Annotated in this window: 13 protein-coding genes and 2 pseudogenes; 11 read left to right on the top strand and 4 right to left on the bottom strand. The window is 66.5% G+C overall.

Annotated features, from left to right (window positions below; translation table 11 throughout):
* Window positions 1-126 precede the first annotated feature (126 nt).
* Window positions 127-1648, top strand: a pseudogene (locus NL126_RS16410) (cryptochrome/photolyase family protein).
* A 3-nt stretch (window positions 1649-1651) separates the two neighbouring features.
* Here NL126_RS16410 and NL126_RS16405 read toward each other — a convergent pair.
* Together NL126_RS16405 and NL126_RS16400 are read right to left on the bottom strand one after the other, a co-directional pair.
* Complete coding sequence (locus NL126_RS16405) at window positions 1652-2779, bottom strand: MBL fold metallo-hydrolase (protein WP_255195961.1); 1128 nt, start codon at window positions 2777-2779, stop codon at window positions 1652-1654.
* Between the two features lie 45 nt (window positions 2780-2824).
* On the bottom strand, window positions 2825-3496 hold the full coding sequence (locus NL126_RS16400) for a DUF2270 domain-containing protein (RefSeq protein WP_255195960.1): 672 nt from the start codon (window positions 3494-3496) through the stop codon (window positions 2825-2827).
* A 261-nt stretch (window positions 3497-3757) separates the two neighbouring features.
* On the opposite strand from NL126_RS16400, the gene NL126_RS16395 reads away from it, so the two are divergent.
* On the top strand, window positions 3758-5377 hold the full coding sequence (locus NL126_RS16395; RefSeq protein ID WP_255195959.1) for a hydroxymethylglutaryl-CoA reductase: 1620 nt from the start codon (window positions 3758-3760) through the stop codon (window positions 5375-5377).
* Between the two features lie 29 nt (window positions 5378-5406).
* Here the strand turns inward: NL126_RS16395 and NL126_RS16390 are convergent, their stop codons facing one another.
* Complete coding sequence (locus tag NL126_RS16390) at window positions 5407-7977, bottom strand: heavy metal translocating P-type ATPase (protein ID WP_255195958.1); 2571 nt, start codon at window positions 7975-7977, stop codon at window positions 5407-5409.
* A gap of 152 nt (window positions 7978-8129) precedes the next feature.
* On the opposite strand from NL126_RS16390, the gene NL126_RS16385 reads away from it, so the two are divergent.
* Both NL126_RS16385 and NL126_RS16380 read left to right on the top strand, forming a co-directional pair.
* Complete coding sequence (locus NL126_RS16385; protein WP_255195957.1) at window positions 8130-8801, top strand: DUF4396 domain-containing protein; 672 nt, start codon at window positions 8130-8132, stop codon at window positions 8799-8801.
* A gap of 168 nt (window positions 8802-8969) precedes the next feature.
* Window positions 8970-9599 carry an RAD55 family ATPase gene (locus NL126_RS16380; RefSeq protein ID WP_255195956.1) on the top strand — a complete coding sequence of 210 codons (630 nt, stop codon included), beginning with the start codon at window positions 8970-8972 and terminating at the stop codon, window positions 9597-9599.
* Window positions 9600-9628: 29 nt separating this feature from the next.
* Here the strand turns inward: NL126_RS16380 and NL126_RS16375 are convergent, their stop codons facing one another.
* Window positions 9629-11407, bottom strand: coding sequence for a DUF7289 family protein (locus NL126_RS16375; protein WP_255195955.1), 1779 nt, complete (start codon window positions 11405-11407; stop codon window positions 9629-9631).
* A 405-nt stretch (window positions 11408-11812) separates the two neighbouring features.
* Between NL126_RS16375 and NL126_RS16370 the strand changes: the two are divergent.
* The 7 genes and pseudogenes from NL126_RS16370 to NL126_RS16340 all read left to right on the top strand — a co-directional run.
* A pseudogene (locus NL126_RS16370) lies at window positions 11813-14038 on the top strand (type II/IV secretion system ATPase subunit); the annotation flags it as partial.
* A 5-nt stretch (window positions 14039-14043) separates the two neighbouring features.
* Window positions 14044-16074: a type II secretion system F family protein gene (locus tag NL126_RS16365; RefSeq protein WP_434084148.1), complete on the top strand. Its 2031-nt coding sequence runs from the start codon at window positions 14044-14046 to the stop codon at window positions 16072-16074.
* Window positions 16074-16616 carry a DUF7287 family protein gene (locus NL126_RS16360; protein ID WP_255195953.1) on the top strand — a complete coding sequence of 181 codons (543 nt, stop codon included), beginning with the start codon at window positions 16074-16076 and terminating at the stop codon, window positions 16614-16616. Before NL126_RS16365 ends, NL126_RS16360 begins: the two co-directional genes overlap by 1 nt.
* Entirely contained in the window at window positions 16610-17221 is a 612-nt protein-coding gene (locus NL126_RS16355; RefSeq protein ID WP_255195952.1) for a DUF7288 family protein, read from the top strand. The genes NL126_RS16360 and NL126_RS16355 overlap by 7 nt, the downstream gene beginning before the upstream one ends.
* Entirely contained in the window at window positions 17209-18168 is a 960-nt protein-coding gene (locus NL126_RS16350) for a DUF7261 family protein (protein ID WP_255195951.1), read from the top strand. The genes NL126_RS16355 and NL126_RS16350 overlap by 13 nt, the downstream gene beginning before the upstream one ends.
* Window positions 18165-18629, top strand: coding sequence for a DUF7266 family protein (locus NL126_RS16345; protein ID WP_255195950.1), 465 nt, complete (start codon window positions 18165-18167; stop codon window positions 18627-18629). The genes NL126_RS16350 and NL126_RS16345 overlap by 4 nt, the downstream gene beginning before the upstream one ends.
* On the top strand, window positions 18622-19377 hold the full coding sequence (locus NL126_RS16340) for a DUF7289 family protein (RefSeq protein WP_255195949.1): 756 nt from the start codon (window positions 18622-18624) through the stop codon (window positions 19375-19377). The genes NL126_RS16345 and NL126_RS16340 overlap by 8 nt, the downstream gene beginning before the upstream one ends.
* Window position 19378: the final 1 nt, after the last annotated feature.

Raw genomic sequence — 19378 nt, 5'->3', positions numbered from 1 at the left:
GTTCTGGCAAAGGCGTCCAAACGTCCGGCTCGGCGTCGATACGGGGGTTCAACGAAGCCAGGCAACAGCCCCGACAACCCCGACTGGGTCGCGTGGCTTCTTGCCCGCCGCGACCGATGCAAGCACATGACGGTTCTCGTCCTCGGCGACCAGCTCCACCCCGAGTGCGGCCCCGTCACCGACGCCGACCGGGTGCTCATGGTCGAGGCCCACGGCTTCGCGCGTCGCCACCCCTACCACCCCCACAAACTGACGCTCGTGTTCGCCGCGATGCGACAGTTCCGGGACGCGCTCCGCGAGCGCGGGTGACCGTCGACTACCACACGTGCGAGACGTTCGCCAAGGGGTTCGACGCCCACTTCGAGGCGCATCCGGGCGACGATCTCGTGGTGATGGAATCGGCGAGTTATGGTGGGGGTGACCGACTCGTCGACCTCGTCGAAGAACGAGGCGGAACGCTCGACGTGGTGGAGAACGCTCTGTTCCTGTGTAACCGCGAGACGTGGAACAGCTACGCGGACGGCCGGGAACCACCGTACCGCCACGAGGCGTTCTACCGGCACGTGCGCCGCGAGACCGGGTACCTGATGGCCGACGGCGAGCCCGTCGGCGTCGAGTGGAACTTCGACGACCAGAACCGTGAGACGCCGCCCGACGACTACGACCCGCCCGAGCCACCTCGGTACGAACCTGACGACCTGACACGAGCGGTGAGCGAGTGGGTCCGCGACGAGTTCGCCGGCCCGTACGACGAAGGGGGCCACGACTGGGCCGACCCCGAACCCTTCTGCTGGCCCGTCACCCGCGAGCAAGCGCTCGACGCGCTCGATCGATTCCTCGAAGACCGGCTGGCGGCGTTCGGTCCATATCAGGACGCCATGCTTGCCGACGAGTGGGCGATGCACCACAGCCTCCTGTCGGCCGCCATCAACGTCGGGCTCCTCCACCCGGCCGAGGTCGTCGAGCGCGCCATCCAGTCGGCGACCGAGCGCGATGATGTCCCCCTGAACAGCCTCGAAGGGTTCGTCCGTCAGGTGATCGGCTGGCGGGAGTTCGTGCGCCACGTCTACCGCGAGACGATGCCCGACCCGCGTCGGCGAATCAACTGGCGGCGAGCGAGTCCCTGCCCGAGTTCTACTGGACCGGGGACACCGAGATGGCTTGCCTCTCGGATGTCGTCGACGGCGTTCGGAAACGGGGCTACAGCCACCACATCGAGCGGCTGATGCTCCTCTCGAACTTCGGGCTGCTGTACGGCGTCGAGCCTGCCCAGTTGAACGAGTGGTTCCACGCGGGCTACGTCGACGCCTATCACGGGGTGACGACGCCGAACGTCGTCGAGATGGGAGTCTTCGGGGCAGGCGTGTTCGCGACGAAGCCGTACGCCGCGAGCGCGAACTACGTCAACCGGATGTCCGACTACTGTTCCGGCTGTCCGTACTACCACACCAAAGCCAGGGGCGAGGGGGCCTGCCCGTTCAACGCGCTCTACTGGGCGTTCCTCGACTGCAACGAGGACCCACTCCGCAGCAATCACCGGATGGGGCTCGTCTACGCACACCTCGACGACAAACGTGGCGAGGAACTGGAGGCGATTCGCGAACGGGCCGCCGAGGTCAGGGAGATGGCCGAGCGTGGGGAACTCTAACTGTTAATCGTCGCCGGCCGCCGCGCAGTTGTTCGGGCCGAGTTCGAGCTGGAGCGCCTCGTCGTCGTTCGCGCCCTCGCGGCCGGTGTTGATGGCGATGACCGTCTCGTAGTTCGGTGGCTTCTCGGGGAGGGTGTCCGTGAGCGACGAGACGAACGCCTCGCGCTCGCGCTGGAGGACGGACAACCCCTGCCGAACCTCACCGATGGTCGCGGTCACGGCCTCGCCGTGGAGCGATCCGGAGGCGTGTCCCGGAAGGACCATCACCGAGTCGGGCTCTGCAAGGAGCGTCCCATGGAGGGAGTCGTAGAGCGCCTGTGCCCCTTCGGCGGCCTCGGCGTCGCCGAACTGGAGTTCTGTGCGTCCGACGCCGTCGACGAACAGCGTGTCCGCGGTACAGACCGCGCGGTCGTCGAACAGGTAGCTCACCATCTCGCTGGTGTGGCCGGGGGTGAACAACGCCTTCACGTCGACGCTGCCGACCGGGACCGTCTCGTTGCGGTCGAGCGCGTCGTACTCGCAGTTGACTCCGCGGTCCGTGGCGTTCGCGCCGAGATGGTACGGCACGTCGAGCCGGTCGGCGAGTTCACGCCCACCGGAGATGTGGTCGGCGTGGACGTGGGTATCGAAGACGCGGACGATGTCGTAGCCGCGCTCCTCTGCGCAGGCCGTGAACTGCTCGGTGTGGCGGGTGACGTCGACGGCGGCCGCGACGTCGCTCGATGGGTCGCCAACGATGTAGCCGAGACAGCCCTTCGCGCGCCGCTGGACCTGCACGACTTCGAGGCCGGGGACGTCGAGGTCGACGTGGTCGTACACCGCCGACCACGCCTCCATCCCGCCCGCGACGACGCGAACGTCGTCGTAGCCGATGGCCTCGAGTTCGTCGGCGAAGTCGTCCGAGGAGATGCCCTTCGCACAGATGGTGACGATGGGGGTGTCCCCGTCGAGCCCAGTCTCGGCGCGGAAGTCGTCACCGTCGAACTCGTGGGCGGGCTTGTACTCGTACTGGATGGCGCCGTCGATGTGCCACGCCTCGAAGCTCTCGGCGTCGCGTGTGTCCACCAGCGCGAACTCCTCGCCCGCGTCGATGACGTCTCTGAGCCGGTCGGCGGAGATGCTGCGAGCCATACCCGACTGTCGGTGGCTACAGGAATAAAGTATTGTTCGTTTCTCTCAATCCTCGTCCCAGTGACGGACCTCGTCGGTGTGGAGTTCACCCTTGGCACGCCACCGGCGCGGCCGACACGCGATGAACAGCGCGGCCGCCGCGACGAACGCGACGATGCCGGTCACGACCGTGCCCGGAACGACGCCGATTGCGGCGCTCTGGGGCCACGTCGCGCCGTGGAACGCAGTCACTCGGAACGCCCACGCGGCGAAGAGCACACCCAGAAGTGGGAGGTACACTCGGCGTAACCGGTGTGCGACCGCCTCTTCGTAGGTGATCTTCATGTCGGGTGAGCGGTAATCGGCGGCGAGTCGTTGTCGCCACTGGTCGTGCTCGATACCTGACTCGGGGTGGAGTGCGTCGGCGAACACGTTCTCCTGAAGCGTCCGAACCCGGGAGCGCCACATGTCGTACCCGCGGTATCGCCGGGCCTCGATCCAGAGGAACACCCCGAGCATCACCCCGCCGACGAGGATGACGTAGTGGGGGTTGCTCTCGCTCGTGAACGCCCACGTCATGACCGCCGCGAGCACCGTTACCGCCCAGTTCGTCGTCCGGTCGAGCCGCTCACGCCAGAGCTTCATCCGATGAATCTCGCCACGATAGAGATGTGCGAGCGGCGAACCGGGGTCGCCCTCGAACAGCTCGGAGCCGATTCGCTGGTCGGGGTCCGTCATTCGTACCGACGCTAGCGGACGAGGCGCGAAAAGTATTGTGTATTTGGAGCAATATTGTCTTGCGGTAGTTCTCAGAGGTTATGTCGAACTGTGAATATGTGTGAGGAGTGTATGGAAAGATATTGCCGGAACGGGCTTCTAGGCCGTGTCAGCGAACGACACGGACCATGTGTGCAATCGGCAAGAAGCCACATATTAATTACAGGTTATTGCCCGCACAACTCTTATCAGGGTCACGCTGGACGGTTCCACAGAGAGTCGATGGTCATTCCGACACCAGACAGCGGCGTGCTGAAGCGAATCTACGCGAACCTCGTCAGTTCGGGTGGCGTTCTGTCGCTCGACATTCCCGACCGCATCCTGCAGCGGCTCTACACCTACGGGAGCTTGCGGGACATCGAGGGAGGCGCACAGTTCGAGATCAAGAACCGCTTGCAGGACGCCAAGGTCACCGGCGTCTCCCGCGTCGTCGTCGACGGCGAGCGTATCGCGCTCGACGACGTGCGACTCGTCACACCCGACGAGAAGGTGTTCGAGCTCGACGACATTTCTGAGGACGAGTACATCAACTTCCCCGTCGGGCGGACGGTCATCGTCCGCATCGACGGCATCACCGTCAAGCGTGGCGAACACAACATCCTCATCGAGTTCACCGCCGAGCCGTTCGGCGACCTCGCACTCGACGTCACCGACACCATCCGCGACGAGGAGATGGTCGGTGGCATTCCCCGCGACGACGAGAACAACTACTCCGAGGAGGCCATCCAGACCCGCCACGAGTTCGTCAAGGAGGAGACCGGGGCCGAACTCGACCACGTCGGCCAGTACTCCATCGACCCCGAGGTGACCGAGGGGAACATCGAGAACTTCGTCGGCGTCGCCCAGATGCCCATCGGCCTCGCCGGCCCCGTGAAGGTCAACGGTGAACACGCGGACGGCGAGTACCCGATTCCGCTCGCGACCACCGAAGGGACGCTCGTCGCCTCCTACTCCCGCGGAATGAAGGCCATCAACCTCTCGGGTGGGGCGAAGGCGACGGTCGTCGACGACAACATGAACCGCGCGCCGGTGTTCGTCTTCGAGGACGCGCGGAACGCCCGTGACTTCCGTGACTGGGTGTTCGAGCACTACGACACCATCAAGGAGAAGGCCGAGGAGACGTCGTCGGTGGCGGAACTCGTCGAGATCGAGGATCACCTCACCAACAACCACGCGCACCTCCGGTTCGACTTCAGGACGGGCGACGCCGCGGGCCAGAACATGGTCGGGAAGGCGACGTTCGCCGCGTGTAACTGGATTCTGAGCGAGTACAACGGCTACGTCGAGAACTTCTATCTGGAGGGGAACTTCGCGACCGACAAGAAGGCCTCCAAGATCAACGACCTGAAGACCCGTGGCAAGCGCGTCACCGCCGAGGTCACCCTCAGCGAGGAGACGATGCTCCACCACCTCGGCGTCGAGCCGCAGGCCATCCACCACCACGCGCAGGTCGCCACCCTCGGCTCGTTCTTCTCCGGAGCGAACACGAACGGTGCACACCCCGCGAACGGGCTGGCATCGCTGTTCATCGCGACCGGGCAGGACGAGGCGAACGTCGCCGAGTCGTCGGCCGCGATGGTCAACACCACGCTCCTGAACGACAACTCGCTGCACGTCTCCGTGACGATTCCGTCGCTCATCGTCGCGACGTACGGCGGCGGCACGCAGCTCCCCACCCAGTCCGAGTGTCTCGAGATGCTCGGCTGCAAGGGTGCGGGCAAGGTGAACAAGTTCGCGGAGATCGCCGCGGTGACTGTTCTGGCGGGCGAACTCTCGCTCGCCTCCGCCATCTCGGCGTCCGACTGGGTCACCAGCCACGACGAACTCGGTCGCAACCGGTAACGACCGACCCGCTCGTTTTTCTCGCCGATTTATCGCCGCAGGAAGCCGAACAGCCGATAGTCGTGGTCCGGGGTGTAGCTCCGGAACAGCAGGCTGTTCGCCAGTACCGAGACACTGGAGAACGCCATCGCCCCAGCAGCCAGCACTGGCTGGAGCAGGCCCAGCGAGGCGAGCGGAATCATCGCCGTGTTGTAGCCGAGCGCCCAGAACAGGTTCTGCTTGATTTTGCGGAGCGAGGCTTCGCTCACGCGAATGGCCTTCACCACGTCCAGCGGGTCAGAACGCATCAGCGTCACGTCCGCGGCTTCGATAGCCACGTCCGTTCCCGAGCCGATAGCGACGCCGACGAACGCCGCGGCGAGCGCGGGCGCGTCGTTCACGCCGTCACCGACCATCATCGCCCGCTTCCCCTCTGACTGGATGGACTCCACGGCATCGGCTTTGTCCTCGGGGAGGACCCCTGCCCGCACGTTCTCGGCGGGGATGCCGACCTGCTCGGCGACGGCACGGGCGGTCCGCTCGTTGTCGCCGGTGATCATGTACGTCTCGACGCCCCGGTCGTGGAGCGCCGCGACCGCCTCGTTCGCCGAGGGCTTCACCTCGTCGGCGACCGCGACCGCCCCGAGCAACTCCCCGTCGAGCGCTGCGAGGACGACGGTCTTCCCTTCGGCCTCCAGCGACTCGACGACCTCGGTGGCACCCTCGACGCTTACGCCCGCCTCCGCGAGCAGGTCGGGCTTGCCGACCACGACCTCGCCACCGTCGACGGTCGCGCGGATGCCGCGCCCCGAAACGTTCTCGAAGTCGTCTGGCTGGCCGACGTCGATACCACGGTCGCGTGCCCCCTCGACGATGGCCTCGGCGATGGGGTGTTCGCTGCCGTTCTCGGCCGTGGCGACGGCTTCGAGCAGGCGCGTCTCGGCGTCCAGCTCCTCGACCTCGGTCAGACCAGCGCCGTCCGTGGCTGGCCCGAGTGGGCGGACGTCCGTGAGGGTCATCTCGCCCTCGGTCAGGGTGCCGGTCTTGTCGAACACGACCGTGTCCGTGTCGCGGACGCGCTCGAGGATGTCACCGCCTTTGAACAGCACGCCGTTGCGCGCACCGATGGAGGTGCCGACCATCGTCGCCGCGGGCGTCGCGAGCCCCAGCGCACAGGGGCAGGCGATGAGCACAGCGGAGGCGAACACGAGGACGGCGAACTCAACGACACCGACGGCTGCGGGACCACCAACGGCGAGCCCCCACAACGGCAGGCTCCCGACGAACCCCACGAGCGCCTCGGGGAACAGATACCAGACGGCTCCCCACAGCAGAGCGTTGAGGATGACTGCCGGCACGAAGTACGCCGAGATGCGGTCCGCGAGGTTCTGAATCTCGGGCTGCCGCGACTGTGCCTCCTTCACCATCGCGACGATCTGCTGGATGGCCGTCTCGCTGCCGACCTTCGTGGCCTCGACGACCAGCACGCCGTTCGTGTTCACCGTCGAGCCGACGACCTCGTCACCCGGTTCCTTCGAGACCGGGACGGACTCGCCGGTGACCATCGACTCGTCGACGGCCGATTCGCCCTCGACGACCACGGCGTCCGTGGGAATCTTCTCACCGGGCCGCACCTTCAGGCGGTCGCCGACCTGTACGGCTTCGAGGGGAACCGTCTCCTCGGTCCCGTCCGGGTCGATGCGGGTGGCCTCCTCGGCTTCCATTTCGAGGAGCGAGCGGAGCGCCTCACCTGCCTGCCCCTTCGACCGCGCCTCGAGGTAGTTGCCGAGCGTGATGAACACGAGGATGAGCGCGGCCGTATCGAAGTAGAGCCCGGCCGTCGGAAGCACGCCGAGCAGGGCCACGACGGAGTAGCCGTACGCCGTCGACGAGCCGAGCGCGATGAGTACGTCCATGTTCGCGGTCCGGTTCTTCACGACGGCCTTGTAGGAGTTCGCGTAGAACTCGCGGCCAAGCACGACCTGGACGGGCGTAGCGAGCAGGAACGCCACCCACCCCAGTGGCAGACTGGTCCCCGGAATTGTCTCGGGGAGGAGGCCGGGGGCGAACAGTTCGGCGACGAGCATCGCGAGGAGCGGGGTGGCGAGTGCCGCACCGAACAGCGTCAGGCGCTTCTGTCGGCGAATCTCCTCCGTTCTGGCGGTGTCCGCACGCTCCGCGTCGCTCTCCTCGCCTGATTCGTCGGGACGGACGGGCGTGTACCCCGCGTCCTCGATGGCCCGATACAGCGCCTCCCGCGAGGTCTCGGCGGGGTTGTATCGGACCTGTGCCTCGTCGGTCGCGAAGTTCGCGTCGGCCTCGATGACACCCGACACGCCGAGGAGCGCGGACTCGACCGTCTCCGAGCAGTTCGCACACGACATGTCCGTGATGGCGACGGTGACGCGCTCGTCGACGACGCCGTAGCCCGCCTCGTTCACGGCCGCGTATATCGCCGCGAGCGAGACGCGCTCCGGGTCGTAGGTGACGCTTCCCTCGTCGGTGGCGTAGTTGGCGTCGACCTCCTCGACGCCGTCGAGCCGGCCGACGGTCTCCTCGATGGTCCCGGCGCAGTTCGCACAGGACATCCCCGTCAACTGGAGGGGCGAACGTCTGGTCATGCATCGACGTACGGGCTACTCATTGATGCGGTTTGTGCCACAGAACCCGAAGTGAGCCAGCACGTATAATTTCGATTCGAAAGTTGAATCGAGATTCGAGCCACTCACACGAGCCCCAAACGGCAAAAATCAGGCAGACGTAGCAAGACGCGATGCCCTTCGACCAGACCCTCCGAACCGTGCTGACGAACCCGCAGGTCCTGGCGGGGTGGGCCGGGCTCGTGGCGCTGTCGCTGGCGGTCCTCGTGTACGACCTGCGAGCGAACAACAGCGGAATCGCGCCGTTGATGAAGTTCGTGTGGGGGCTGACGGTGCTCTACTCCGGGCCGCTCGGGCTAGCAGTGTACGCGTACTCCGGGCGGGCAGCCATCGAGCGGGACTCGCTGTGGCGCCGCGGCTTCCGGTCGGTGGCCCACTGCTACTCCGGCTGTGGCGCGGGTGAGGTCGTCGGCATCACGATCGCCGCCGGACTGCTCGCGCTGGCGAGCCACTGGGTCATCGCCATCACGTTCGCTTGCGCGTACGTCTTCGGCTACGGGCTCACCGTGGGCCCGCTCGTCCAGGAGGGTGAGTCGCTGGCGACGGCGATGAAAGACGCGCTCTACTCCGAGACACCCTCCATCACCGTGATGGAGATCGCGGCCATCGGCACCGACGTCTGGCTCGCGGGTGAGGCGACCATCACGGAACCGCTGTTCTGGTCCGCGCTGGTGTTCTCGCTCACCGTCGGCCTCCTGGTGGCGTACCCGGTGAACGTCCTGCTCGTCTACCAGGGTGTCAAAGAGGGAATGCAGAACCCGCGACAGACGGCAGCAAGCACCTAACCGCCTTCTGTCGGCCCGTTTCTACCGACGGTCGCGCTCGGCGTTTCCCTGCCGATGGCGGTACCGGACCGGCGGTATCCGCAGTATAACAATCCCGGTAGTCGGTGACTTGCAGGGTGACCGACACGTGGCCCGGCGGCAGGTCGAGCGTCACGACGGAGAGAGACGATGTTACAACAGACCTTCGAGACGGGAATCGGCAGCCTCGACGAACGACTTCACGGCGGCATCAGGCCCGGCAGTATCGTCGCCCTCACGGCGACGCCCACGAGCCAGTCCGAGCGACTGCTCGCCCACCTGCTCGGCACGCGCCCGACGCTCTATCTGACCACCCAGCGACCGGCCCCGGTGGTCTCAGAGGACCTCGCAGCCGCGATTCCCGACGCGACCCAGACGACGGTTCGGGCCGTGGACCGCTACTCGCCGTTCACGCACCTCCGTCGCCTCCTCGACGAACTGGAGCCCGAATCGGTGCTGGTCGTCGACACGATGAACCCCTTCGAGGCCGACGACGAACGCGAGTTGCTCGCGCTCCTGACCGACATCCAGGCCCGGCTGTACGAGACCGGGAGCGTCGCCATCCTCCACTGCATCGAGGGACCAGTGGTCCCTGCGCACCGTGGCACCACCGAGTACGTCGCCGACGTGGTGTTCGACCTCGACACCGCCGTCTACGGCGACGCGATCGAGAACCGGCTGTTCGTCCCGAAGGTTCGACGGGGCGAGGCCATCACCGACGCCATCAAACTCGACTTCGACGGTGGCGTGACCATCGACACCAGCCGCGACATCTCCTGAGTTTCAGCAGGTACTCTTTTCAGCTGCAATCAGCGGTTCGTCACGTCGACCGGGTGGACCGCGACGTGCATGAACTCCAATCGCGAGACGTAGGGCGCCCGGGGGAACTGTTCGTTCGAGAGCCCGAGGTCGTAGTGAATCTCCGCGTACTGTGGGACATCGAGCTGGCCGGTGACGATCGCGCCGAAGAACTCGGCCTGCCCGACCGTCGTCGACCCCGTCCCCGTGTAGCCCGCTGGCGCGTAGATGACGCCCTCGAAGCGGATCGTCTTGCCCTGGTTGCTCAGGATGACGACGTCGAGGTCCTGCGTACCGTACACCCGGAACTGCGTGGCCCGTTCGCCCGGAACGCTGACCTCGGCGTTCTTTCCGACCTCGAAATCGACCGGCTGGTCCCCGATGACGAACATCGTCACCGTCCCGTCGCCGGAGACGTTGAGCGCCGCGGCGTTCCCCCCGTTCCCCTCGATGACGACCGTGTCCTCGACGGCGACGACGATGTCCCCGTCCGTCGTGTCGAGTTCCAGTCGGTTCCCGGGACCGATATCGATGCTTCGCAGGTAGTAGGTCCCCGCACCGAGCGTCGCCGACCCGGAAATCCGGTCGTCCACGATACCGGCCTCGGTGTTGTTGTTCGCAGTTCGCGCGGCATCGACCACGTGCAGCACGTAGCGGTCGATGGGTTCGTACGGCGCGATGCCGTCGATCTGTTCGATACTGCCATCGATGTGCACGCTGTTGCCGTTCTGGTCGTACGCGTCCGTCCAGTAGACCGACCCGCTGATGTTGGTGTTCCCGCCCATCGTCACGGTCGCGCCCGACCGCAGGTCACCGAGCATCGTCAGGTCGCCGCTGTTGGTCAGGTCCGTGACGACCGAGAGCACGGCATCTGCCCCTTTCGTCGTGTCGTAGCTGCCGGTCCCCACCGAGGAGTTGTAGCTGTCGATGTACGCGCCCGTCCCGGTGACTTTCACCTCGCCGGAGCCGGAGGTAGCGACGATACCGTCGTTCAGCCCGGTCCACTTCGGTATCGAGAGGAACGTCACCGTCACGGTCCGGGCGTCGTGGTCGTACGTCACGTAGCCGTCCGTCGCGTCCTCGAAGTGCGCACCCCACGCCAGATAGTAGTCGCTGTGGACGGTGACGGCGACCTTGGCGTCCGCGACGCGGTTCGTCAGACCCGCAGTTTCGTTCGGGTACTTCCGCACGGCCGGGCCGGTCTGTGCGACCTGCAATCGCTCGCCGAGCGCGGGGTCGCCGTCGACGCTGACGATGGGCAACGTGAGCGTCGTGTTCCGGAAGTGGAACTCCGGCGGCGACAGCATCGTCGTGTTCTCGCCGTCGCCGCGCCACACCCCACCCCCCTCGTAGGCGATGGTCGTCCCGCTGTGCGCGTACGTCACCGTCCCGAGCGTGGCGTTCACGACGGTCGCGTCCTCGACTCCCGTCGTCGCGTTGACGATGGCGACGCGCATCCAGCTCTCGCGGCTCGTTCCGAGCTGTCCATCGGGACCGATGTGGCCGAAGTCGACCGCCCGCCCCGCCGTCCCGTCGGAACCGAGAGCCGTATCGCTCACGCGCGCGTCGAGCTGCGTCATCGCCCCCTCGGCGCGTGCGACCTCGACGCTCTTCCGGGTCCCACCGAGCGCCTCATCGGCGACGAGTACAGCCACGGTGCTCCCGAGAATCACGATGACGACGAGCAACAGCACGCCGACCAGCGGTGTGAGTGCGCGCCGGTCGCGAGAGGTAGATGGCGCAGGGCGCCGTCGGGCCGCCGCACGCGCCGCTCGAGTCACCCGTCGCATTATACACGGCTTGTCTCGGGGGTCGGGCTTTGTTAGGAACCGTCTCCCCGATGACAGGCCATACCCTGAAACCCCACCGTGACGGCCGGTATGAACCTTCTACCGATGGTATAGCAGGCATTACAATATCGGTAATGTGGGTAGGGTGTCAGCAAGAACGGCCCGTTGGGGTATGACTCGGGACGGGGGGTGACGGCGTCCACCGACCGATGTTCTACGACCGTCTCCGGGGCCGGGACCACCAGCCATGACCACCGAATCTGCGGACACGCGGCGAACGGAGAACCGAGAGGGCGCACGATGAGCCTCCCCTCGACCGCTGGCAACGGCACCGACGTATCGGACGAACACCTGCCGGAGAACGCCGCTGAGGCCCCGGACGAGAGTGAGTCAGACGGGGGCGCGATCGTCGACGCGTACTCGTGGGAAGATTTCAAACGCGAGTACTACTACGACGAGAGCGGTGAGCCGCCCCGTAAGTCGAAGAGCGAGGTGGTCTCATTCGATGCCGAGTCATACCTCGGATTCGACCCCGACGACACCGAACAGGTACTCGGCGACGCCGCCGGCGTCGCCACCCGGCTCGACGACATCGTGACGTCCCGGACCGTCCGGGTCGACCCCGAACTCGACGAGGACGCGTTCTTCTCGACGGTCGACGGCCACCCCACGGTCGTCAACCGCTACGATCTCGAGAAGGCGGTCGAGCCGTCGCGAAAACCCCAGTTCATCGAGGTCGACCGCTACTGGGTCGACAAGCCGTACGCCTTCGTCATCATCTTCCACTCCACGCACGAGAACGAGAAGAAGTACTACCTCGTCGGCCCCCACCTCAACCCGACAGAGCAGCAGCTCAAGCGGTATCTGACTGCCAAGCTCCGCACGAGCATCAAGTACTCCGACGAGGTCGTCGTTCGTGGCTCGCGGGCCGACCGCGTCGCAGTCATCGAACGGGAGCTCAGAAGCCTCCTGGAGAAGTACGGCCTCTACCGCCGCCCAGCCACCAAGCAGTCGCTCCTCGACCGCGTGCGTGGGCGGAGAGATGATTCGACGGGGGACGCGCCTGCACCCCTGGAGGGGATTGCCGCACGACCCGAGCCGGCGGTCGTCGCCGAGGACGCCTCGACGCTGACCGCCTACCAGGTCGCGAAACTGGAGTACCTGCTCGTCCGCGACTTCATCGGCTTCGAGCGCATCGACGGCATCAAACACGACATCAAGGTCGAGGACATCTCGTGTGACGGCTACGAGTCGCCGGTGTTCGTCTACCACTCCGAGTACGAACAGCTCATCACGAACGTCTCACACGGTGAATCCGAACTCGACCGCTTCGTCGTGAAACTCGCCCAGCGGTCGGGCAAGAGCATCTCGAAGCGGCACCCGCAGGTCGACGCGACGCTCCCCGACGGCTCGCGCGCGCAACTCACGCTCGGTCGAGAGGTCTCGGACCACGGCACGAACTACACCATCCGGCAGTTCAACGACGTGCCCTTCACGCCGGTCGACCTCGTGAACTGGCACACCTTCTCGCTGGAGGAGATGGTGTTCCTCTGGCTCTGTATCGAGAACAACAAGTCGTTGCTGTTCGCCGGGGGCACCGCCTCTGGAAAGACGACGTCGCTGAACGCGGTGTCGCTGTTCATCCCGTCGAAGGCGAAGATCGTCTCCATCGAGGACACCCGTGAGGTCGAACTCCCCCAGCGAAACTGGGTCGCCTCCGTGACCCGGCCGTCGTTCTCCCGGAGCGACGACGGCGACATCGACGAGTTCGACCTCCTCGAGGCGGCGCTCCGGCAGCGCCCCGAGTACCTCCTGATGGGTGAGATTCGTGGGGAGGAGGGCCGGACGCTGTTCCAGGTCATGTCGACGGGCCACACCACGCTCACGACGTTCCACGCCGACTCCGTCGACGAGGTGCTGAAACGGTTCACGACGGACCCCATCAACGTCTCGAAGACGATGTTCACCGCCCTCGACCTCGTGTCGGTGCAGGCACAGACCCGGGTCAAGGGTCGGAAGATTCGCCGGAACAAGGTACTCACCGAGATCAACCACTACGACCCCGAACGCGACGAGATAAACGTCACCGACGTCCACACCTGGCGCCCGGAGACGGACGAGTTCAGCAGCATCGAGAACCCCCGACTGCTCGAAGAGATTCAGTTCGACCGCGGCTGGACCGCCGACCAGCTCGCCGACGAGATATTCAAGCGCCGGGTGGTGCTCGCGTATCTCATCTACAACGGGCTCAACGAGTACGCGGAGGTCGCCGCGACCATCCAGGCGTTCATGAACGACCCGGACACGGTGCTGGCGCTCATCGCGCGCGACTGTCTCGCCGAGAGCCTCGAGACGCTTCGGAAGATGGAGAGCGTCGTCATCGACATCGACCCCGAGAAGGAGGCGCTCGTGCCGCGGCCGGACCCCGACGAGCGGACCTACGCGCTCGCCGCAGGCATCCTCACGGCCGCCGAGGAACTGCTGTTCGAGCGGTACGCGACCATCACGCCGAGCCCGCTGGTCGATGCGCTCCCAGCAATCGAGCCGGCCGCGCCCATCGTCGCCACGCCGCCAGGCGACCACGCCGTCGAAGCCGACGGGGGTGACGACGAGCCCGCCACCGAGGAGGACTGAGCGTGTCACACGAGCGCCACACGCCCGGCTTCGACACCCCCGGCGAGCACCACGACCTGCTCGCCCAGCGGTTCTACCCGCTCTACCGGCGACTGTTCGACCCGGAGGGCGAGTTCGTCACGACCGTCGAGCAGCGGCTCGCCGAATCACGGCTCACCGACACCGTCGAGATGTTCCTCTCGCGGGCGCTCGCCATCGGCGTGCTCACCGGGCTCGCCCTCTGGTTGCTGGGCATCGGCTTTGGGTACGGGCTGTTCGCGGTCCTCGGCGTCGACCTCGGCGCCTCGAGCCCCGTGCGCGTCACGGACCCCACAGTGCTGGCGCTCTGGGACGCGCTCGAGGTGCCGCTGTTGGTGTTCCTCGTCGGGCTCGTATTCGGCTCGCTCGGCTTTGCCGCGGGGTTCGGCAGCTACGTGCTGTTGCCCTACTCGAAAGCCGCCGCTCGCAAGCGTGAGATCAACATGCTGCTGTCGGATGCGGTCTCGTACATGTACGCGCTCTCGGTGGGCGGGCTGAATCAGATCGAGATCCTGCAGGCGATGGCGATGGCCGAGGACACCTACGGCGAAGTCGCCCGCGAGTTCCAGTCTATCGTCCAGGAGACGGAGTACTTCGACACGGACTACCGGACGGCGATTCGCAACCAGGCGGTCGAGACTCCTTCTGACGAACTCGGACAGTTCCTCACGGACATGCTCTCCATCATCAACTCCGGTGGTGACCTCCAGCAGTTCCTCGACGACCAGAAGGAGAAGCACATGCGGACGGCGAAACAGCAGCAGGAGACCATCCTCGAGACGCTGGAGCTGTTCGGCGAGATGTACATGACGCTCTCGCTGTTCCCGCTGTTGCTCATCGTCGTGCTCGTCATCATGACCCTGCTCGGGCAGGCCGACCCCGTGATGCTGTACCTCTCTGTGTACGGGCTCATCCCGCTCATCGGGCTGGGGTTCCTCGTGCTCATCGCGACCGCGAAGTGGGACGAACCCGGCGAGGGCTACCTCCACCTCGACGAGGAGGAAGACGACATCCTGCTGGGCGTGAGCAGCACCGGGCTGTTCAACCGGGGCATCATCGAGTCGTTCGTCGGGGAGGGCAGCATCTTCGACCACATCAAACGCCGTGAAGGCGGGTTCGAGCTCGTCCGGTTCCTCACCCGACCCCATCACGTGTTCCGCGACCACCCGACGTACACGTTCGCGGTGACGGTACCTCTGACAGCCGTGTTCCTCGGCTCGGCAATCGTCTCTGGAGCGGCACCGACGTCGTGGAGCGCGCTCGTCGCCCGCCCGGTCTGGGGGACGTTCGTCTACGTCTACCTGCCGGTGTACGTCGTGTTCACCCCCTTTGCCGTGTTCCACCTCTGGAACCTCCGGTCGCGGCGGGCCGTGCTCGTCACGCTGGCGAACGACCTCCGGAAACTGTCGTCGGCGAACGACACCGGGCTGACGCTACTGGAGTCGATTCGGCTCGTCGCGGACACCTCCTCGGGGAAGCTCGCATCCGAGTTCGAGATCATCTACGCGAAGGTGAAGTTCGGGATGAGTCTGAAGGAGGCGCTCGTCGCGTTCAACAACACCTACCACATCCCGGAGCTCGCGCGGACGGTGCGCCTCGTCACGAAGTCGCAGGAGGCCTCGAACCACATCACGGCCGTCCTCCGGACGGCCGCACAGGTGCGGGAGAACCACGACGACATCGCCCGCGAACAGAAGGCACGCACCCGGATGCAGGTGGTGGTCATCGTGATGAGCTTCCTGACGCTGCTCACCGTGATGGCCGTCCTGAAGACGCAGTTCATCGACGTGATGGCCGATCTGACGGCGAGCACGAGCGGGTCGCAGGCGACCGCGTTCGCCAGCAGCGTCGACTCCAACCTGCTGTCGCTGCTGTTCTTCCACGCCGTCACCGTCCAGGCCATCCTCGCGGGGCTGATGAGCGGCTTCATCCGCGAATCGGACCTGCTGTCGGGCGCGAAGTACGTCATCGGCCTCATGACCGTCGCACTCCTCGTGTGGCTGGTGGTGGGCTGATGGCCACCGGGGGGTCGGCTCGGGGACAGACGGGGCTCGATTTCCTCGTGGGCATCGGCCTGTTCCTCCTGACCGTCGGGTTCGTCCTCGCGTTCGTCCCGGGGACGCTGACCCCCTTCAGCGACGCCACCGAACAGCCGCTGGTCGCCGACCGACTCGCGGACACGGTCGTCGCCGGGCTCGCCGAGGACACGGAGCCGAACGTCCTCAACACGACCTGTACGGTGGCGTTCTTCGGCGTCGCACCCGACACGGGCTGTGCGTTCGACGGCAGCGAGACGACGACCGCAGACGGCCTCGCGACCGAACTCGGTGCCCCGGCGTTCACGCGAGTGAACGTCACCCTCGAACGGAGCGTGGCCGGCACCTCCACGCGAACGGTCCGGTGTGGAACGGCCTCGCCGCTCGCCATCGGAGACTGCTCGAGTGGGAGCCCCCTCGCGACCGGGAACGCGGTGCCTGCAGACGCCTCGGTGGTGACCGCGACGCGCGCCGTCTGGGTCGACGGACAGGACGCCGTGGTGGTGGTCCGCGTATGGTGAGACTGGACAGCAGAGGGCAGGCGTTCACGCTGGAGGGGTTCGTCGCCGCGCTTCTGTTGCTGGCGACGGTCGCGTTCGTCCTGAACGCCACGGCCGTCACGCCGCTGAGTTCGAGCACGTCGAGCCACCACGTCGAGTCACAGGGCGAGGCGCTCGTGGCGGGTGTCCTCGACAGCGCCGCCGCGAACGAGTCGCTCCGGCCGACCTTGCTCTACTGGAACGACTCGACCGGCCAGTACCACGGCGCGACCGTGGCCGGCACGTACACGAACTGCGCGCTCCCGACCGAGTTCGGCGCGCTCGTGACGCGGACGCTGTACGACCAGGGGTGGGCCTGTAACGTCAACGTCCGCTACCTCAATTCGTCGAACGGCACCACGGTGCTCACGGTTCGGCCGGTGGTCGACAGCGGCACACCCTCCGACAACGCCGTGCGCGCGGTGCGGACGGTGACGCTGTACGACGACGAGGTACTGTACAACGAGACGAGCGGGGAGACGAACACGACGCTCGCGTCGGCGTCGACGTTCTACGTCCCTGACGCGGACCCGTCGAGCGGCCTGTACGCCGTCGTCGAGGTGGAGGTGGTCGTGTGGCGAACGTGAACGGCGGTGAGCGGGGCCAGCTCGTCCTGCTCACGGCAGTCGCCATCGCCGCGCTCCTCGTGCTCGTGGCGGTCCTCCTGAGTTCGCTCGTCTACACGGAGAACGTCGCGACGCGCGACGACAGTGGCGCCGACGCCCGAGCCGCACAACTTCACCGCATCGCAGCCATAGACGCAGTCGAAGGACTCACCGAGCGGGCGAATCGCGACGGCACCTCCTACGAGGCGTTCCGCGAGAGCGTCGCCGCGTGGGAGTCACAGCAGGCGCAGCACGCCGCGACGACGGGCGCGAGTGCGACAGTCACCGTCCGCTCGACGACGAACGGGACGCGAATCGGGCAGACGAACGCGAGCTACACGCTGACGAACGCCTCCGGTGTGGGCTCGTGGACACTCGTCTCGGGGGCCACGGCCGTCGAGGGGTGGACCCTGACCGTCAACGAGTCGTCGCTCGTCACACCCACCTCGACGGCCAACGCCACCACACTCGCCGAATCCGGCGCGTTCCACGTCGTCGCGACGAACGGGACGGTGACCCGGCAAGCATTCCTCTACCGCGAGTCGGGCGACGTGGTGCTCCACGTCGACTCAGGTGCCGGGGCACTCGAACCACCGTGCGTCGCCACGCCCGACGGCAACGGGACGGTCACCGTCGACATCTCCGCGAGAACCGTCGAGTCGACCGACTGTGCCGCACTCGGCCTGCTCGACAGCTGGAGCGGGTCGTTCGCCATCGCCCATTCGAACGGCGAAAACGCCACTGGCACGTACTCGCTTGTCGTCGACCGGCCCATCGACGAGGTCGACGACGGCGACGTCACGACCGGGGGCGGCGGCACGCCGTTCGCCGCCCCGCACACCGCCGACGTGCGAATCGACGTGACCTACACGACGGCCGACCTCCGGTACCGGGTCTGGAACGTGCCTGTCGAGGAGGACGCGCCATGACGCCCCGGTCGAGTCGGGGCGTGACGGTTCCCACCGACTACGTGCTACTGGTGGGCATCACCGCGTTGCTCGCGTCGGGACTACTGCTGGGAACCGGCGGGTTCGTCGGCGACCAGCAGGAACAGGCGGTTCGGTCGGGATTCACCGTCGTCGGCAACGGGCTTGCGGCCGATTTGACGACCGTCGACCGGCTGGCGGACTCGCTCGACGGGAGCGGCAGCGTCGAACTCGACACCGACCTGCCCGACTCGGTGGCCGGGACGGCGTACCAGCTCGCCATCGTCGGCGGGGAGGTCCGCCCCGGCGTCTACGCGTACGACCTCGTCCTCACGAGCGCCGACCCCGAGGTGACCGTCCGGGTTCCCGTCCGCCTCCGACGACCGGTGACGGCCGACACGCTCGACGGTGGGCCGGTCGTCGTCTCGGGGAGCCCCGGCGGCCTGGAGGTGCGTGATGCCTGAGTCGACGCGCGCGGCGAGCGAAGTCCTGGGGTTCGCACTCATCTTCGCCGTCATCGTTCTCTCGGTGGCGCTGGTGACCGTCGCGGGCTATCAGGGACTGGACGCCTCTCGCGATGCAGAGCGGGTGAACAACGCCGAACGTGGCGTCGACATCCTCGCGGACAACATCGACGACGTGGTCAGGGCTGGCGCTCCCAGCCGGACGACCGAACTCCGGGTCAGCGATGCCGATATCTCGGTCGGCGAGCCGGTGTCGATACGCGTCAGCGGCCGGCCGGTCGGCAGCGCGACCGACACGTTCGACCACCAGTTCGACGTGCGACCGCTCGTCTACGAGGCGGACACCGACGCCAGCGTCGTCTACGTCACCGGCGCCGTCCTCCGCACCGACCGAAGCGGGGCGATACTGCTCCGTGACCCCGGCTTCGTCGTCGCGGCGAACGAGACGGTCCTCACGGTCGTCGAACCACGGTCGGTCGATACGTCTGGGGTCGGCGGGTCCGGCCCGGTCCACGTGCGCGTCACCGGCGACGACCCCGTCGTACTCGTGGCTGAATCGACGCCACACGAGGTGACGGTCGAGATCACCTCGCCGGACGCCTACGTGTGGAAGCGGTACTTCGAGGCACAGGCGAGCGAGACGCCGTCGATGACGTGCTCGCGACCGGCCTCGGATACCGTCACCTGTCACTGGGTCACCGACCGGGTCGCCGTGACGAGCGCCGGTGTCGAGGTCCGGTTCGACTGAG

The sequence above is a fragment of the Halorarius litoreus genome, assembly GCF_024362405.1.
GTDB lineage: Archaea > Halobacteriota > Halobacteria > Halobacteriales > Haloarculaceae > Halorarius > Halorarius litoreus.
This window is presented reverse-complemented; position numbering and strand designations above follow the sequence as displayed.

Coding starts and splice junctions, on each gene's coding strand:
- NL126_RS16405 (WP_255195961.1), bottom strand. CDS start 2,779: ATGGCTCGCAGCATCTCCGCCGACCGGCTCAGAGACGTCATCGACGCG.
- NL126_RS16400 (WP_255195960.1), bottom strand. CDS start 3,496: ATGACGGACCCCGACCAGCGAATCGGCTCCGAGCTGTTCGAGGGCGAC.
- NL126_RS16395 (WP_255195959.1), top strand. CDS start 3,758: ATGGTCATTCCGACACCAGACAGCGGCGTGCTGAAGCGAATCTACGCG.
- NL126_RS16390 (WP_255195958.1), bottom strand. CDS start 7,977: ATGACCAGACGTTCGCCCCTCCAGTTGACGGGGATGTCCTGTGCGAAC.
- NL126_RS16385 (WP_255195957.1), top strand. CDS start 8,130: ATGCCCTTCGACCAGACCCTCCGAACCGTGCTGACGAACCCGCAGGTC.
- NL126_RS16380 (WP_255195956.1), top strand. CDS start 8,970: ATGTTACAACAGACCTTCGAGACGGGAATCGGCAGCCTCGACGAACGA.
- NL126_RS16375 (WP_255195955.1), bottom strand. CDS start 11,407: ATGCGACGGGTGACTCGAGCGGCGCGTGCGGCGGCCCGACGGCGCCCT.
- NL126_RS16360 (WP_255195953.1), top strand. CDS start 16,074: ATGGCCACCGGGGGGTCGGCTCGGGGACAGACGGGGCTCGATTTCCTC.
- NL126_RS16355 (WP_255195952.1), top strand. CDS start 16,610: ATGGTGAGACTGGACAGCAGAGGGCAGGCGTTCACGCTGGAGGGGTTC.
- NL126_RS16345 (WP_255195950.1), top strand. CDS start 18,165: ATGACGCCCCGGTCGAGTCGGGGCGTGACGGTTCCCACCGACTACGTG.
- NL126_RS16340 (WP_255195949.1), top strand. CDS start 18,622: ATGCCTGAGTCGACGCGCGCGGCGAGCGAAGTCCTGGGGTTCGCACTC.